The sequence below is a fragment of the Luteimonas sp. MC1572 genome, from assembly GCF_016615815.1.
GTDB lineage: Bacteria > Pseudomonadota > Gammaproteobacteria > Xanthomonadales > Xanthomonadaceae > Luteimonas.
On the sequence record NZ_CP067112.1, the window covers coordinates 2,140,542 to 2,157,296 of the forward strand.

The window sequence follows — 16,755 nt, forward strand, 5'->3', positions numbered from 1 at the left end:
GCCGGCGCGCCGCGCGGCGGCGGTCAGCCGGTGCGCGCGATGGCGGCGTCGATGCGCTTCAGGGCTTCATCGCGCCCTGCCAGGTACACGGTGTGCGCGATGTCCGGGCTGACCTGCGTGCCGGTGATCGCCACGCGCAGCGGCTGCGCCACCTTGCCCATGCCGATGCCGAGCGCTTCGGCCACCGCCTGCAGCGCGCCGTGGATGGCCTCGGCGCTCCACTCGGAAAGCGCCTCGAAGCGCGCGCGAGCTTCGGCCAGCGGCATGCCGGCGGCTGCGGTGAGGTGCTTGGCCACGGCCGCGTCGTCGTATTCCGTGAGCGGCCGGTACCAGACGGCCGCGCGCTCGGCCATGTCCTTGAGCGTCTGCACGCGGTCGCGCAGCGCCAGCACCACGTCGGCCGGCGCGGGCCCGGCCGCGAGGTCGTAACCCGCCGCCCGCAGGTGCCACTCGAGATGTTTCGCGACATCCGCCGGATCGTCGCCCTTCAGGTACTGCTGGTTGAGCCAGCCGAGCTTGGCCATGTCCAGGCGCGCCGCCTTGGCGTTGACGTCCTTGAGATCGAACAGCGCCTTCAGCTCGTCGATGGAGAACAGTTCCTGGTCGCCGTGCGACCAGCCCAGGCGTGCCAGGTAGTTGAGCAGCGCGTGCGGCAGGTAGCCGGCGTCGCGGTACTGCATGACGTCCGCCGCGCCGGTGCGCTTGGAAAGCTTGGCGCCCTGCTCGTCGAGGATCATCGGCAAGTGCGAGAACGCCGGCACCTCGGCACCCAGCGCGCGGTAGATGTTGATCTGGCGCGGGGTGTTGTTGACGTGGTCGTCGCCGCGCACCACGTCGCTGATGCGCATGTCCAGGTCGTCGACGACCACGGCGAAGTTGTAGGTCGGGTAGCCGTCGGGGCGGAAGATCACCAGGTCGTCGAGCTCGGTGTTGCTGATCTCGATGCGGCCCTTGACCTTGTCCTCCCATGCGACCACGCCGTCGAGCGGGTTCTTCAGGCGGATGACGCGGTTGGGATCGTCTCGGTACGGCGCCGACTGGTCGCGGTACGCGCCGTTGTAGCGGGGCTTGTCGCCCGTGGCCATGGCGGCCTCGCGCATCGCGTCGAGCTCGGCCTTCGACTCGTAGGCGTAATAGGCCTGCCCGGCCGCGACCAGCTGTTCGGCCACTTCGCGATAGCGGTCGACGCGCGCGGTCTGGTAGATCGGGCCTTCGTCGTAATCGAGACCGAGCCAGTCCATCGCTTCGAGGATGGCATCGATCGCACCCTGGGTGCTGCGCTCGCGGTCGGTGTCCTCGATGCGCAGGATGAACTGGCCGCCGCGGCGCCGCGCCTCCAACCAGCAGTACAGGGCGGTGCGGGCGCCGCCGATGTGCAGGTAGCCGGTGGGGCTGGGGGCGAAGCGGGTGCGGACGGTCATGGCGTGTCGATACGTGCGGGATGCGCGCATTTTAGCCCGCGCGGTGCAGGACCAGCAGGGTGATGTCGTCGAACTGCGCGGCGTTGCCCATCGCGGCCTGCAGGTCGTTCCGGATGGCGCAGAGGGTGTCGTCGGCGCGACCCGCTGCGGGCTCCAACCGCGACAGCAGGCGCTCCTCGGAATAGACGGCGCCACCGGCATCGATCGCGTCGGTCACGCCGTCGGTGAAGGCGACGAGCGTCTCGCCTTCTCCCATCTGGATGCCTGCCGCGGTGAACACGGCGCCGGGCAGCATGCCCACCGCGGGCCCGGTCGGCACCAGGCGCGTGCGCACGCCGCCTGGCCCGCAGACGACCGGGGCCTCGTGGCCCCCGTTGACATAGACCAGCTCACCGGACGCCGGGTCGAGGATCGCCAGGAACACCGTGGCGAACATGCTGTCGCGCTCGTGGACGCGCGCGATGTAGTCGTTCACGCCGGCGACCAGCTCGCAGGCCTGCGCTGCAAGGTCGCCCTCGCCGTCCAGGATCCGCTCCGCCTGCGCGCGCAGCAGGCTGCGGAACAGGGCCATGAACAGCGCCGCGCCGACGCCCTTGTCGCAGACATCGGCGACCGCCAGCACGATGCGCCGGCCGTCCCGGACGGTGTATGCATCGTAGAAATCACCGCCCACGTGGCGCGCCGGCTGGAACCAGGCCGCGAGGTCCCAGCCTTCGGCATGCGGCAGCGCGTGCGGCAGGAAGCCCGCCTGGATCGTGCGCGCGATGTCCATTTCGCGCTGCAGGCTCCGGGCATGCATCTGCTCGCGGTCGCGCAGGCGCTTGCGGGCGAGACTGGCGTCGACGCGCGCGCGCAGGATGTGCGGGTTGAACGGCTTGGGCAGGTGGTCGTCGGCACCCAGCTCGATGCCCTTGATCACGCTGTCGGTGTCGTCCAGCGCCGAGATCAGGATCACCGGCACATGGCGCAGCTCGGGGTCGGCGCGCACGCGCTCCAGCAGCTCGTAGCCGGTCATCTCCGGCATCATGATGTCGAGCAGCATCAGGTCGAATGCCACCGCGTGCAGCCAGTCCAGCGCTTCACGACCGTTGGCCGCGACCTCGGTGGCATGGCCTTCGCGACGCAGGCGACGCACCAGCAGGTCGCGATTGGCCTCGGTGTCGTCGACCACCAGGATGCGGGCCGGATCGGCGGCCATGTGCGGGCCGTTCATGCCGCCACCGCCGCGGCGTGGCACAGCCCCAGCTGGCGCAGGTAGGGCAAGGCCGCCAGGGCGGCCTGCTCGCCCTGCTCGATGATGTACGGGATCAGGTGGCTGTCGCCCACCTCGATGGGGGCATCAAAGGCCGGCATGATCGGCACGATCTCGGCATGGTGCACGGCGCTGTAGAACGCGTACGTCGAATGCAGCAGGTTGTTGATGGTGACCGAGATCGCCTGGTTGGCGATGCCCAGCAGCGAATCGATGCGCGGCAGCGGCGGCCGCGCGAAACCCATGGCCAGGATGATCTCCGCGCCTTCGCGGATCGCCAGGCTGATGGGCAGGGGATCGGACACGCCGCCGTCGACCAGCAAGCGTCCGTCCACCGGCCAGGGGCGCAGCAACAGCGGCATCGCGATGCTGGCACGCACCGCATCGGCGATCGAACCGGAGCTCAAGGCGACCTTTTCACCGGAATGCAGGTCGGTGGCCGCGATGTGCAGGGGAATGCCGGCATCGGCGAACGTCGCCGCGCCGAACAGGCGGGCGATATTCGCGCAGACCGCCGCGTCATCGACCAGGCCGATGCGTTCGCTGAAACCGAAGCGCCGCGGCAACAGGCTGCGCAGCACCGAGCGGACATGCAGGCGCCTGAACAGCCCGCTCCACATCTCGTGGCTGTACTGCTCGGCTTCGGCCGCGGTCCTGCCGAGCGCCATCCCGGCCATGTAGATGCTGCCGCCGCTGCAGCCGACCACCATGTCGGCGCGGATGCCTTCGCGCTCCAGCACCTTCCACATGCCGACCGCGGCGGCGCACTTCACGCCACCCGATCCGACCACCACCGCAACCCGTGGCCGTGCGCGCAGCGAAGGCGCCGGCGAGGCCTCAGACACCGGCGGCCTCGAGCGCCTGGCGGATGTGCGGAAGCTGCGCTTCGGTGGCGCGCTCGCCCTGCTCGATGACGTGCGGGATCTCGGCGGTGTCGAACAGGCGTATCGGGCGCCCGAAATCCGGCAGCACCGGGATGATCTCGGCATGGTGCGCCAGGTTGTGGAACGCGTAGTTCGCGCGCAGCAGGTTGTTGGTGTAGATGCTGTTGACCTGGAACGCGAAACGCGTCGCGGAGCGGATCCGGCTCGGATACGGGCTCTCGAAGCCCATCGCCAGGATCACGTCCGCGCCTTCGCGGATCGCGACATCGATCGGCAATGGGTCCGACGCGCAGCCGTCCAGCAGCAGGCGGCCGTCGATCTTCCACGGCTTCCACACGTACGGGATCGCGATGCTCGCGCGGATCGCGTCGCGCACCCGGCCCTCGCCCAGCACCACCTTCTGGCCGTTCTGCAGGTCGGTGGCGACGACGTGCAGCGGGGTGTGTGCGTCCTCGAAACGCCGGTCGCCGAAGATCTTCTCCAGCGCCGCCATCATCGGGCGATCGTCGACCATGCCGAACGCGCCATCGAACTTGAACAGGCGTGGCATGAACGCGCTGAGCATCGAGCGCAGGTCGCGGCGCCGGGTCAGCGAAGGCGTCCACAGGCCGCGGGTCAGGCGTTCGCACGCGTCCAGGTCGTAACCCAGGGCCATCACCGAGGCGTACAGGCTTCCACCGCTGCAGCCGACCAGCAGGTCGATCTCGATGCCTTCGCGCTGCAGGACCTTCCACATGCCCAGCGCGGCCGCGCACTGCACGCTGCCCGCGCCGATCACCACCGCCACGCGCTTGCGCCGGGCCGGCCTCGTCATTGCGTCCATCCCGTCTCTCCCTGGGCCTCAGCCCGCGTAGCTGTCGATGGCGCTGGCGACGTTGTCGTAGCACTTCATGATGGTGGTGAAGCCGCTCAACTCGAGCACCTTCAGCACGGGCGGATTGATGCTGGCCAGGCGCAGGTCGCCGCCGCCCTGGCGGGCCTGCTTCACCGTGGCCAGCAGCGCGCGCAATCCGGCGCTGCTGGTGTAAAGGACGCCCGCGAGGTCAGCCACCAGCCGCGTCTGGCCGGCATCGACAAAGCCCTGCAGGGTCCCCAGCAGGTGGTCGGCGGTCAGGCCGTCCACGCTGCCGGAGATGACGACGACCGCGGCGTGTTCGCCGGGCTGGAGTTCGATGTTCATGTGCGTGTGATCCTTTCTCTGTGCCGGTAGATCCGATGGATCCGGTGCGACGTGCTTGACCAGTCGATAGACGTTGCCGCGCTCCGCGGCGCGCTCCCATCCGACCTCGTCGATGACATGGCGCACCAGGTGCCAGCCCAGCCCGCCGACACTGCGTTCGGTGGGGTCGGATGCGAGGTCCGGTGCGGGCGCCGAAGCCGGATCGAACGCCGGCGCCTCGTCCGCGATCAGCACCGTGATCCGCCCGGGTGCGCGGCTGACACGGATCTCGACCGGGCCCGCGTGGCCGCGGTAGCCATGCTTGAAGATGTTGGCGAACACTTCCTCGGTCGCCAGCCGCAGGTCGGCCCGCACATCGGCATCGACGCCGGCACAGGCGGTGTCCAGGAACGCCGCCAGCGGCGCGAGGTCCTGCAGCCGCTGCGCCCGGAATGCCATGCGCCCTCCTGCATCAACGACGTTCATCGCGGCACGTCGTCCCACAGCAAGGCACCGGCCTTGACCAGCAGCCGGTCGATGTCGACGGGCTTGGTGTCGAAGTCGTCGCAGCCGGCCTCCAGCGCGCGCATGCGGTCGTCGGCCATGGCATGCGCGGTGAGTGCGATGACCGGGATCGACGCCGTTCGCGCATCCGCCTTGAGTCGGCGGGTCGCCTCCCAGCCATCCATCACCGGCAGGCCCATGTCCATCAGGATCAGGTCGGGCGCTTCACGCAGCGCAACCTCCAGCGCCACGCAGCCGTCTTCGGCGATGACCACCTCGTAGCCGCGCCGCACCAGCCGCCGCGACAGCATGTCGCGGTTCATCTCGTTGTCCTCGACCAGCAGGATCCTCATGACGGCAGCGCCTCGCCGACCGGCACGTCGACCACGTGGTCCATGCCCTGCATCACGCGCCGCACCTCGTCTTCCAGCTCGCGGCCGCGGTAACCGCCCTTGGCGATGACCCTGGACACGCGGGTCGACAACCCGCGCTCCTCGTCGCGCGACAGTTCCTTGGCGGTGAGCACGATGATCGGGACGGATGCCGCGCCAAGCTCGCCGCGCAGGGCATCGAGGAATGCGAACCCATCCATCGCCGGCATCATCAGGTCCAGCAGGATCATGGCCGGGGCCAGGCTGCCGACGCAGGCCAGTCCTTCGGCGCCGTTCGCGGCCTCCACGACGCGCCATCCCTGGCGTTCCATCTGCCGCCGCAACATGCTGCGCGTGGTCGCGTCGTCGTCGATCACAAGGATCGGGCGCGGAATGCCGGACGGCAGGTGCCGCGCAACCGCCTGCACCAGGCTGTCCTGCTGCACCGGCTTGACCAGGTAATCGGCGGCCCCGATCGCCTGGCCCAGTGCCTGCTGTTCGGTCACCGAAATCATGACCACCGGGATCGACGCGAGCCGGGGGTCGGTCTTCAACGCGGTCAGAACGCTCCAGCCGTCGGCGCCCGGCATCAGCACGTCCAGCAGGATCAGCTTGGGCGCGCGCTCGCGCGCCATGCGCAGCCCGTCCGCACCGTTGCTCGCGAACTCCACCCGCAGGCCCTGCCGCAGCAGCATCCGGCCGATGACGTCCGCGCCGGCGGCGTCGTCGTCGATCACCAGTACGGTGCGCGCCTCGGCCGCGGCCTGTTCGGTGGCCTGCTCTTCCGGCGTGGCGGCGGGGTGCAGCTGTTCGGCGTCGACGGATTCCGCGGGCAGGCGGATGGTGAACGTGGTGCCGGCGCCAAGCGCGCTGCGCATGCCCACTTCGCCCCCCAGCATCTCGGCGAAGCGCCGCGTCAGCACCAGGCCCAGGCCGGTTCCGCCGTACTTGCGCGTGGTCGACACGTCGGCCTGCGAGAACGGCTGGAACAGGCCGCGCTGCTGCTCCGGGGACATGCCGATGCCGGTGTCCTCGACCTCGAACACCAGCCAGTCGCCGGAGGCTCCGGTCTTGCGGCGCGCGCGCAGGCGGATGGCGCCGTTCTCGGTGAACTTGGCGGCGTTGCCGACCAGGTTGAACAGGAGCTGCCGCAGCTTGGTGACGTCGGTGCGCATCGTCCCCAGCTCGCCCGCCTCGATCGCGAACCGGTTGCCCTTCTTGTCCACCAGCGGGCGCATCGTGGTGACCACGTCGTCGAGCAGCGCGCGTACCTCGACGTCTTCCAGGTCGAGCTGCATCTTGCCGGCCTCGATCTTCGACAGGTCCAGCACGTCGTTGATCAGGCGCAGCAGGTGCTTGCCGGCCTTGTGGATCTTGCGCAGGTCGGACACCAGGTGCTCGCCCCCGGACTCTTCCGCTTCCTCCACCAGCAGCTCGCTGTAACCGATGATCGCGTTCAGCGGTGTGCGCAGCTCATGGCTCATGTTGGCCAGGAACAGGCTCTTGGAACGGTTGGCGGCGTCCGCTTCCTCCTTGGCCTGCGCCAGCTGCGCGCTCTTTTCCTCGATCTTGAGGTTCTGCTCCTGCAGCAGCCGGCGGCTGCGCACGAAGCGCTTGCTCTGCTGGTGGGTGAACAGCGCGAAGACCGCGGCGATAAGAAAAATGCCGATGATGCTGGCCACGGTCGGCAGCACCGTGGACGCGAAGTCGACCTGGTACCCGGTGAACCAGCCGCAGGCGATGACCCCCACCGCGATGCCCTGCAGGCCGCGGCCGGCGAGGGGCGCGCCACCCACGCCCATGTTGCCCAGGCTCATGCCCATCAACATCATGACGCTGGGCCACGGGCTGAAATGCATGCCCGCGAGCAGCACTCCCACCATCACCCCATCCACCAGCAGGTTGGCGTGCTCGGCGCGCTTGGAATCGCGACTCCACCGCGCGTGCAGGTAGGCCAGCTGCGGCCATATGACGCCCCAGAACAGCAACAGCGCGACCACCAGTGCACTGTCGCGCCCGCTGGCGTGGAAGACGGAGTAGATGACCGCCGACAGCAGCGGCATGCACGACATCCGTGAGACGTAGTCGAGCCTCACGATCGGGTGCAGGCCGGGACGTGGCCTCGCCGCCCGCACACGCGGGTGGCGCACGAAATACGGCAGCAGCGGGGCTACGCTGCCGCGCGGGGTGTCGATGGTATGCGAGGTGATCATGCGTGCGGCCCAAGGTCCGGTGGGCGGGCGTTTGCTGCCCGTTTCCCATGACTGCGCAGGACGGCGACGGATTTGATCACCGCCTTCGCCTGGCCGGTTTCAGCCGGCTTGCACGTTTGCCATGCATGTCCGGGCGCGGGGAACCGCCATGCGGGCGCGACATCCGTCCGGCACGGCAGGGGAACCCCGATGCAAGACCGCTATCTGCAGGCCAAGGCGCTTGCCATGGAAGCGCTGGAACTTGCGCCGGACGCGCGCGATGCCTGGCTCGCGCAACGCTGTGCGGACGATGCCGGGCTGCGTGCGGAAGTCGACTGGCTGATCGCCTCCGCCCGCACCGGCCCGGACGATCCACTCGCCCCGGGCTGGTCACAACCAGGTCCTGCGCCGTTGCACGAAGGGACCCGGGTCGATGCCGCGCAGCCGGGCCAGTACCGCGTGCTGCGCCTGCTCGGCGAAGGCGGCATGGGCGTGGTCTACCTGGCCGAACGCGACGATGGCGATGCCCACCAGCTGGTCGCGCTCAAGCTGCTGGCCAGCGCCGGCCCGCATGGCGCGCGGCTGGCGCAGCGCATGGCCGAAGAGCGCCGCATCCTCGCCACGCTGCAGCACCCCAACATCGCCCACCTGCTGGACGGCGGCAGCACCGGCGATGGCCAGCCCTTCATCGCCATGGAATACGTGGAGGGCGAGCGCATCGATCGCTGGTGCCAGGTCCGCGCCCTGCCCCTGCGCGAGCGCGTGGCGCTGTTCCTCAAGGTCTGTTCCGCGGTGGAGCACGCGCACCAGCGCCTGGTGATCCATCGCGACCTGAAGCCCGCCAACATCCTCGTCACCGCGGAGGGCGAGCCCAAGCTGCTGGATTTCGGCATCGCACGCCTGGTCGAGGAGAACGCGCCAGCCGACCCGACCGGCACCGCGCATCGCGCCCTCACCCTCGCCTATGCCAGCCCCGAGCACGTCGCGGGCAAGCCCCTGACCACCGCCACCGACGTCTGGTCGCTGGGCATCGTGCTGTACGAACTGCTGGCGGGTACGCGCCCGCACCAGGCAATGGAATCGGGCCACCTGCTGCCCGATGCCATCGTCTCCGGCGAAATCCGTCCGCCCAGCAACGCGCCGCACACCGGCAATCGCGACGCCGACCGGGACGCGCGCACGATCAGCCACGCGGTCGGCAGGATTCCCGCCGACATCGACGCGATCGTGCTCAAGGCGCTGCGGCACGCACCCGAGCAGCGCTATCCCTCGGTCGCCGCCTTGTCCGAGGACCTGCGCCGGTTCCTGGATTCGCGCCCGGTGTCGGCGCGGCGCGGGCACGCGCTGTATCGGCTGCGCAGGTTCGCCTGGCGCCGGCGCTGGCCGCTGGCCGCTGGCATGGTGTTGCTGGTGATCGGCACCGGCTTCGTATTCGAGCGCGAACGCCAGCTGCAACAGGTGACCGCGGAACGCGGCAAGGCGCAGGCACTGGCCGGCTTCATGACCGAGCTGTTCGCCAATGCCGATCCCTCGCGCTCGCGCGGTGAACAGATCACCGTGCGCGAGGTGCTGGACCGCGGCGCGACCGACCTGCGCGCGCGCACCGACCTGCCGCCCGACGTCCGCGCCGACCTGCTCATGGCCATGGCCGAAGCCAACCACGGCCTGGCGCTGGATTCCGCCGCGGAGCCGCTGTTCCAGGAGGCACTGGAGCTCAAGCGCCTGACGGGCACGCCTGTGGAACTGTCGCGCCTGCAGATGAAGCTGGCGCACGTCTACGCGCAGCAGGGGCGCAACGCCGACGCCATCCGCATCCATCGCGAGGCGCAGGCGGGCCTTTCGCAGGACGACCCCGAGGAATTCCTAGAACGTGTCCGCCACCGGGTGCGCGAGCTCCGCAACGAGGGACTCGCCAGCACCCGGCCCGCCGCCGACATGGCGGTGGATCTCGAAGAGGTGCTGGCCACGCTCGGCGAACCGAGCGACGAGACCCGTGCGCTGATCCGTTCCGATGCGCTGACCGCGCTGGCGGACGCGCGCCAGCACACGCGCGAACTCGACCTGTCGCTTGCCGCCCACGAAGAGGCCGTCGCGCTGCTTGAACGCCATTCGAAGGATGCGCCCGTCGTGCTGCTGACCGCGCGCGCCAACCAGGCCGCACTCATGCTCGACGTGGACCTTGAGCGCGGCATCCGCATGTTCGAAGCACTCGATGCCGACTACGTCAGGCTGATCGGCGAGAACACGCTGTCGCGCGCCGTCAACCTCAACCAGCTCTCGGTCGGCTATTCGCGCGCCAACCGCGATGACGATGCCGCCAGGGCCAGTGGCCTGGCGGTGGCCGTGGCACGCAAGACGACGAGCGCCGACAACCGCCTGTACCTGCAGCTTGCCGTCGGCCATGCGATCGGGCTGCGCAGCCTGGGACGCCTCGACGAATCGGCGACGCTGCTGCGCGAGGTGCTGCCCGGGCTTCGCAGCCGGTCCGCCCCCGGCGTGGACGCGGTCAACCTGGCCTACGCGCTGGCGGCCCTGGCCCGTGTGCTGGTGGACCAGGGCCAGGATCCGGCACAGGCCCGCGACCTTGCCGTTGAAGCCGAGGCCGTGCTGTTGCCGCATGCCGGCGACTATCTGGTGGTCTACGACGGCGTGATCGATCCGCTCGCGCGCTCGCTCACCATGCTCGGCGCGCACGGGCAGGCCAGTGCGGCCATGGCGCGCTACGCGGCCTTGCTGGACGCGCATGGCGAGCCCGCCAAATCGCCTTGGCGCGAGAGCCTTGCGGACCTGCGCAAGACGCTCGGGCAATGAGCGCGCAAGCAGCCCAGGGTGACGTGACGCGCCTGCTGCAGGCCGCCGCCGACGGCGAACCCGCGGCGATGGACCAGGTGGTGCACGGGCTGTACCAGGCCCTGCACCAGCTGGCGGCCGCGCAGCTGGGACACGAGCGCCACGACCCCATGCTCAGCGCCACCGTGCTGATCAACGAGGCCTGGCTGAAGCTGTTCGCAGGCGCGCCACTGCCACCGCTGGAGAACCGCGGCCACCTCCTGGGCCTGGCCGCGCACGCCATGCGCCAGGTGCTGATCGACCACGCCCGCCGCCGCCTCTCGGCCAAGCGCCCGCAGGACGGCGATCGCATGCAACTCACCGAGGTCGCCGAGAACCTCGGCGACGAGGTCGAACCCGATGCGCTGGAGGACGCGCTCAACCGCCTGGCCACGCTCGACCAACGCCAGGCGCGGATCGTCGACATGCGCTTCTTCGCCGGCCTGACCGGCGAACAGATCGCCGCCGCCACCGGCCTCTCCACCGCCACCGTGCAGCGCGAATGGCGCATGGCCCGCGCCTGGCTGCGCCGCGAGCTCGAAGTGGACTGACGCCGCGGCGCTCTACAATCGGCCGCATGGCCACCCTCTTCGTCTCCGACCTGCACCTCGATCCGGCGCGCCCGGACATCACCCGCCTGTTCGGCGCGTTCCTCGACGGCGAAGCCCGCAGCGCCGACGCGCTCTACATCCTCGGCGACCTGTTCGAAGCCTGGGTGGGCGATGACGACCCGTCGGAGACCGGCGCATTCGTGGCGAAGCGCCTCGCCGCGCTTGCCGCGTCCGGCGTCCCGGTGCATTTCATGCACGGCAACCGCGACTTCCTGCTCGGCGCCGCCTACGCGCAACGCGCCGGCATGCTCCTGCTGGACGATCCGACCGTCATCGACCTGCATGGCCGGCGCGCGTTGCTGATGCACGGCGACACCCTGTGCACCGACGACATCGCCTACCAGCAGTTCCGCGCCCAGACCCGCGACCCGGCGTGGCAGGCGCAGTTCCTCGCGCAGCCGCTGGCGGCGAGGCTCGCCTTCGCACGCCAGGCGCGCGCCGCCAGCCAGGCGCGCCAGGGCGAACTGCGCGACGCCGGCACCATGGAAACCATCACCGACGTCGCACCCGAAGCCGTCGCCGCCGCGTTCCGCGGGCATGGCGTGGACCTGCTGATCCACGGCCATACCCACCGCCCCGCCGTGCACGGTCTTGATGTCGAGGGCCGCGCCTGCAGCCGCGTGGTCCTCGGCGACTGGTACGAGCAGGGATCGGTGCTGCGCGTGGACGCCGATGGCATGCGCCTGGACAACCTGCAGGCCTGACCGCACGACCTCCAGCGCTCAGCCCGAAATCTGCACCAGCGCCGCCAGCTCGTCCTCGCTGAAACCCGCCGCACTGCGCGCATCGACGTTGAACGGCCCATGCAGCACCGCGCGCGCGTATTCGGTCAGCAATTCACGGAAGCGCGGCTCCGGATCGATGCCACCGCGCTCGCAACACCAGCGGAACCAGCGACTGCCGGCGGCCACGTGCGCGATCTCCTCGCGCAGGATGATCTCCAGGATGTCGGCGGTCGCCTGGTCGCCCAGCGCGCGCAGCTTCACGATCATCCCCGGCGTGACGTCCAGCCCGCGCGCCTCGAGCACCCGCGGCACCAGTGCCATGCGCGCCAGCACGTCGTGCGCGGTCTTCTCGGCCATCTCCCACAGCCCGTTGTGCGCGTCGAAATCGCCGTAGTCGAAGCCCATCGCCTGCAGCCGCGCGCGCAGCATGGTGAAGTGCCGCGCTTCGTCGTCGGCCACCATCACCCAGTCGGCGTAGTACTGCGCCGGCATGCCGCGGAAGCGGTAGACCGCATCCCAGCCGAGGTCGATGGCGTTGAACTCGATGTGCGCGATCGCGTGGATGAACGCCGCACGCCCTTCGTCGGTGCCGACGCCGCGGCGCGGAAGCTCGCGCGGATGCACCAGGCGTGGGCGCGGCGGGCGGCCCGGCATCGCGATGGTCATCGCTTCTGGGGCGTTGGCATCGATCGCGAGCCCGCCACTCCGGAACGCGTCGGCGGCCGCGTGCGTCGCGGCCACCTTGTCCTCCGGGGACGCCGCGGCGAGGCAGTCGCGCGCGGCGTCGAACAGCGAGGCGCCCACGCTCAGGCGCCGACGCGGCGCTTCTTCTTCGCCTCGTCGGAGCGCAGCTGGCGCAGGCGCTCGAAATAACCCGGCTCGATGCCGGTCACGTACTCGCCGCTGAAGCAGGAGCTGTCGAACTTCTTGCCGGGGAACTTGTGCCCGGCCACCGCGACCTCGAGATCGGCGAGGTCCTGGTAGACCAGCCAGTCGCAGCCCAGCAGTTCCTCGATCTCCTTCTCGCTGCGGCCATTGGCCACCAGCTCCTCCACCGATGGCATGTCGATGCCGTAGATGTTGGGATGGCGCACCGGCGGCGCCGCGGACGCCAGGTAGACCTTGCGCGCACCGGCGTCGCGCGCCATCTGCACGATCTGCCGCGACGTGGTGCCGCGCACGATGGAATCGTCTACCAGCAGCACCACCCGGTTGCGGAACTCCAGCGGGATCGGGTTGAGCTTGCGGCGCACGGATTTCGCCCGCTCCACCTGCCCCGGCATGATGAAGGTGCGGCCGACGTAACGGTTCTTGATGAAGCCCTCGCGGTACTTCACGTTGAGCACGTTGGCGAGCTCGAGCGCGGAATCGCGCGAGGTGTCGGGGATCGGGATCACCACGTCGATGTCGTGGTCCGGACGCTCGCGCAGGATCTTCTCGCCCAGCGTCACGCCCATGCGCATGCGCGCCTTGTGCACCGAGATGTTTTCGATCATCGAGTCCGGACGCGCGAAATACACATACTCGAAGATGCACGGCGCATGCTCGGCCGGCTCCGCGCACTGCCGCTCGTGCAGCTCGCCGCGCGCGGTGATCACGATGCCCTCGCCGGGCGCCACGTCGCGCAGGCGCTCGAAGCCGAGGATGTCGAGCGCCACCGATTCCGAGGCCACGCAGTATTCGGTGCCCTCCGCCGTCTCGCGCTTGCCGAGCACCAGCGGGCGGATGCCGTTGCGGTCGCGGAACGCCACCAGGCCCAGGCCGAGCACCACCGCCACCACCGAAAACCCGCCCTTGGCGCGGCGCATCACGCCTTCAACCGCGGCGAACGCGGTCTCCGGCGACAGCGCGCGGCTGCGGTCAAGCTCGTGCGCGAACACGTTGAGCAGGACCTCGGAATCGGACTGGGTGTTGACGTTGCGGCGGTCGGTCTCGAACACCTCGCGGCGCAGCGCGTCGGTGTTGACCAGGTTGCCGTTGTGCGCCAGCGCGATGCCGAACGGCGAGTTGACGTAGAACGGCTGCGCTTCGTCGCTGCCTTCCGAACCCGCCGTCGGATAGCGGCAGTGGCCGATGCCCACGCGGCCATCCAGCAGCGCCATGGCCCGCGCGTCGAAGACATCGCGCACCAGGCCGTTGCCCTTGTGCACGCGCAGCTGGGTGCCGACCGCCGTGGCGATGCCCGCCGCGTCCTGGCCGCGGTGCTGGAGCACGGTCAGCCCGTCGTACAGCGCGGGCGCGACTTCAGTGGTGCCAACGATGCCGACGATGCCGCACATGGGGTCCTGCCAGGGTCTGGAATGGAGCGATGGAAAGGATCAGCCGGTCGGTCGACCGGCGGTGTCAGGGATGCGCGCGGACGAGTCCGTCGATGCCCTGCGAAGACTTGATGCGCGCCTTGAGCTGCTCGGCTTCGGCGCGGGTCAGCACCGGGCCGGCCTTGACGCGGGTGAGCGCGCCCTTGTCGGTCTGCACGGTGTCGGTGAACGCACCGATGCCGGCGGCGCGCAGGCGGTCGCGCAGCGCCTGCGCGTCCGCCGCGTTGCCGAACGCGCCGAGCTGCACGGCAAAACCGGTGCCGGCGGCGGCGGGTGGCGTGGCGGCAGGCGCGGGCGTCGGGGCCGCAGCGGACGGCGTGCTGGCCGCCGGCTTCGCCGGGGCCGAAGCCGTCGCGGCTGGCTTGGCCGACACCGTGGCTGCGGGACGGGCGTCCAGCGCAACCACCTGCGCCTGCGCACGCGAGCCGATGCCACCGGCGGTGATGCGCGCCGACTCGGCGTCCGCGCGCGAGGCGTAGGGACCGATGCGCACGCGCCAGGCGTCGCGGCCGTTGACCGTGGTTTCTTCCACGTAGCCCGGCAGGCTGGCCTTGCGCAGGCGGTCGACGACCGCACCGGCATCGGCACGCGTGGCGTACGCGCCGAAGCTGACCACGTAGTCACCACCGGCGGTGGCGGCCGGCAGGCGCTGCGCAGGCGCGGCGGCGACCGGCTTGGGTGCTTCCACCGGCTTCGGCGCTGCCGCAGCCGGAACCTGAGCGGGCGTGTTGGCCGTAGTCGCCGCCGGCGCCGCGGCGACGGCCGCAGTGACCGCAGGCTCCGGAGGAGGCGGCAGCGGCGTCGCGACTACGCCGTCTTCCTCGACCAGCGGCTGCGCGCTGGACAGGTCTGCGGCGTCGTCGGACGGCGTGCCCGCAGGCGTCGGCGCAGTGGCGGTGTCGACCGTCGCCAGGCTGCCGTCATCGGCGAGCAGGCCGGCGCTGGTGGTGGCATTGGGCACGACCAGCGGCAGGTCGCGCGTTTCGTACTGGCCGCCGGGCGCCGATGGCACCTGCAGCGACAGGTCGGACACGCCGCTGTCCGGGGCCGGGCCCTGGACAAGCATCGGCAGGAAGATCACCGCAAGCGCGATCAGCACCGCGGCGCCGATCAGGCGCTGTTTCAGTCCGGATTCCATATGCGCTCGGGGCGGCAAGGGGTCCCGCGAATTATACGCCGCCACCCGCATGGGCTTCTGAACCCGTGCCGGCCAGCCATGCCAACGCGGCGGCTGCGACATGGAACGAGCCGAACGCGAGCACGCGATCGCCGGGGGCGGCCTGTGCGACTGCGGCGGACAACGCGGCGGCGACATCGCCATGGCGCGCGCCTGCGGCGGCCGCGGTGCCGACCAGGCGCGCGGCGAGCGCGTCGGCATCGCCACTGCGCGGACCCGCATCGGCAAGACCCGCGAGGTACCAGGCATCGACCTGCGACGCCAGCGCGTCCACCACGCCGGCCGCGTCCTTGTCGGCAAGCGCGCCATACACCGCATGCGTCCGTCCGCCCTGCCCGGCCTGCGTGCGCAGCCAGTCGCCCAGCGCGCGCGCCGCCTGCGGGTTGTGGCCGACATCCACCAGCACCGTGACGCCGCCGCGCTCGAAGCGCTGCAGGCGCCCCGGGATATCGGCCGCGGCCACGCCGCGTGCCCAGGCGTCATCGTCGATGTCCACGTCCAGCGCGCGCAGTGCCGCGATCGCGGTCGCCGCATTGCGCAGCTGCGTCGGCGCCGCCAGCCGGGGCATGGGCAGCGCGAGCTCGAAGCCGGGTTCGCGCCACCACCAGCCGGGGCTGGCGTCGTCGTGCAGGCCGAAGCGGAAGTCGCTGCCGCCGCGGATCGCCGACGCGCCGATGGCGTATGCATGGCCGAGCACGCTGGACGGCGGATCGTCCTCGCCCAATACCAGCGGTTTCCATGCGCGCGCGATGCCGACCTTCTCGCGCCCGATCGCCTCGCGATCCGCGCCCAGCCAGTCCTGGTGGTCGAGATCGACGGTGGTGACCACGGCGACGTCGGGGTCGACGATGTTCACTGCGTCGAGCCGGCCACCGAGGCCGACCTCGAGCACCGCGAGGTCCAGGCCCGCGCGTTCGAACAGCCACAGCGCGGCCAGCGTGCCGTACTCGAAATAGGTCAGCGTGGTGTCGCCGCGCGCGGTCTCGACCGCGTCGAACGCGCGCACCAGCGCGGCATCATCGGCGTCGGCGCCATCGATGCGCACGCGTTCGTTGTACGCCAGCAGGTGCGGCGACGTGTAGGCACCCACGCGCAGGCCGCTGGCGCGCGCGATCGCCTCGATGAACGCCACCGTGGAGCCCTTTCCGTTGCTCCCGGCCACCGTCACCACGTGCGCCGCCGGGCGCGCCAGCCGCATGCGTGCGGCGACCGCGCGCACGCGGTCCAGGCCCATGTCGACGGCGTGCGGGTGCTGGCCCTCGATATGCCGGAGCCAGTCGCCGAGGCTGCGCGTAACGGTCATCGCGTCGTG

Annotated in this window: 14 protein-coding genes; 3 read left to right on the top strand and 11 right to left on the bottom strand. The window is 70.5% G+C overall.

The genetic code is table 11. The annotated features are described in order from the left end of the window. Nucleotides 1-23: 23 nt before the first annotated feature. The 7 genes from gltX to JGR64_RS09835 are packed head-to-tail and all read right to left on the bottom strand — an operon-like array spanning nt 24 to nt 7,804. Nucleotides 24-1,421, bottom strand: coding sequence for a glutamate--tRNA ligase (gltX, locus tag JGR64_RS09805; protein WP_199373152.1), 1,398 nt, complete (start codon nt 1,419-1,421; stop codon nt 24-26). Between the two features lie 31 nt (nt 1,422-1,452). Continuing rightward, complete coding sequence (locus JGR64_RS09810) at nt 1,453-2,634, bottom strand: fused response regulator/phosphatase (RefSeq protein WP_199373153.1); 1,182 nt, start codon at nt 2,632-2,634, stop codon at nt 1,453-1,455. Then, nucleotides 2,631-3,518, bottom strand: a complete 888-nt coding sequence (locus tag JGR64_RS09815; protein WP_199373154.1) for a patatin-like phospholipase family protein — start codon at nt 3,516-3,518, stop codon at nt 2,631-2,633. Before JGR64_RS09815 ends, JGR64_RS09810 begins: the two co-directional genes overlap by 4 nt. Beyond that, nucleotides 3,511-4,380, bottom strand: coding sequence for a patatin-like phospholipase family protein (locus JGR64_RS09820; RefSeq protein WP_234446941.1), 870 nt, complete (start codon nt 4,378-4,380; stop codon nt 3,511-3,513). Before JGR64_RS09820 ends, JGR64_RS09815 begins: the two co-directional genes overlap by 8 nt. Nucleotides 4,381-4,398: 18 nt before the next feature. Further along, a complete protein-coding gene (locus JGR64_RS09825; RefSeq protein WP_199373156.1) occupies nt 4,399-5,175 on the bottom strand; it encodes an anti-sigma factor antagonist in 777 nt (258 codons plus the stop codon). Between the two features lie 23 nt (nt 5,176-5,198). Continuing rightward, nucleotides 5,199-5,573, bottom strand: coding sequence for a response regulator (locus tag JGR64_RS09830; RefSeq protein ID WP_199373157.1), 375 nt, complete (start codon nt 5,571-5,573; stop codon nt 5,199-5,201). Beyond that, nucleotides 5,570-7,804: a response regulator gene (locus tag JGR64_RS09835; RefSeq protein ID WP_199373158.1), complete on the bottom strand. Its 2,235-nt coding sequence runs from the start codon at nt 7,802-7,804 to the stop codon at nt 5,570-5,572. Before JGR64_RS09835 ends, JGR64_RS09830 begins: the two co-directional genes overlap by 4 nt. A 189-nt stretch (nt 7,805-7,993) precedes the next feature. Here JGR64_RS09835 and JGR64_RS09840 point away from each other — a divergent pair, with 189 nt between their 5' ends. Genes JGR64_RS09840 through lpxH form a run of 3 tightly spaced genes read left to right on the top strand, consistent with a single transcriptional unit; the run spans nt 7,994 to nt 11,927 of the window. After that, the gene (locus tag JGR64_RS09840; protein ID WP_199373159.1) at nt 7,994-10,594 is read left to right on the top strand and encodes a serine/threonine-protein kinase; all 2,601 of its coding nucleotides are present in this window, start codon (nt 7,994-7,996) and stop codon (nt 10,592-10,594) included. Then, entirely contained in the window at nt 10,591-11,163 is a 573-nt protein-coding gene (locus JGR64_RS09845; protein ID WP_199373160.1) for an ECF-type sigma factor, read from the top strand. The genes JGR64_RS09840 and JGR64_RS09845 overlap by 4 nt, the downstream gene beginning before the upstream one ends. 26 nt (nt 11,164-11,189) lie before the next feature. Continuing rightward, nucleotides 11,190-11,927: a UDP-2,3-diacylglucosamine diphosphatase gene (gene lpxH, locus JGR64_RS09850; protein WP_199373161.1), complete on the top strand. Its 738-nt coding sequence runs from the start codon at nt 11,190-11,192 to the stop codon at nt 11,925-11,927. 18 nt (nt 11,928-11,945) lie between these two features. Here the strand turns inward: lpxH and JGR64_RS09855 are convergent, their stop codons facing one another. The 4 genes from JGR64_RS09855 to folC all read right to left on the bottom strand — a co-directional run bounded on the left by JGR64_RS09855 (nt 11,946) and on the right by folC (nt 16,746). After that, nucleotides 11,946-12,758: a ferritin-like domain-containing protein gene (locus JGR64_RS09855; protein WP_199373270.1), complete on the bottom strand. Its 813-nt coding sequence runs from the start codon at nt 12,756-12,758 to the stop codon at nt 11,946-11,948. Continuing rightward, nucleotides 12,755-14,227, bottom strand: coding sequence for an amidophosphoribosyltransferase (gene purF / locus JGR64_RS09860; protein ID WP_199373162.1), 1,473 nt, complete (start codon nt 14,225-14,227; stop codon nt 12,755-12,757). The genes JGR64_RS09855 and purF overlap by 4 nt, the downstream gene beginning before the upstream one ends. Before the next feature lie 64 nt (nt 14,228-14,291). Beyond that, nucleotides 14,292-15,404: an SPOR domain-containing protein gene (locus JGR64_RS09865; protein WP_199373163.1), complete on the bottom strand. Its 1,113-nt coding sequence runs from the start codon at nt 15,402-15,404 to the stop codon at nt 14,292-14,294. A 31-nt stretch (nt 15,405-15,435) separates the two neighbouring features. Next, a complete protein-coding gene (gene folC / locus JGR64_RS09870; protein WP_199373164.1) occupies nt 15,436-16,746 on the bottom strand; it encodes a bifunctional tetrahydrofolate synthase/dihydrofolate synthase in 1,311 nt (436 codons plus the stop codon). Between the last annotated feature and the right edge of the window lie 9 nt (nt 16,747-16,755).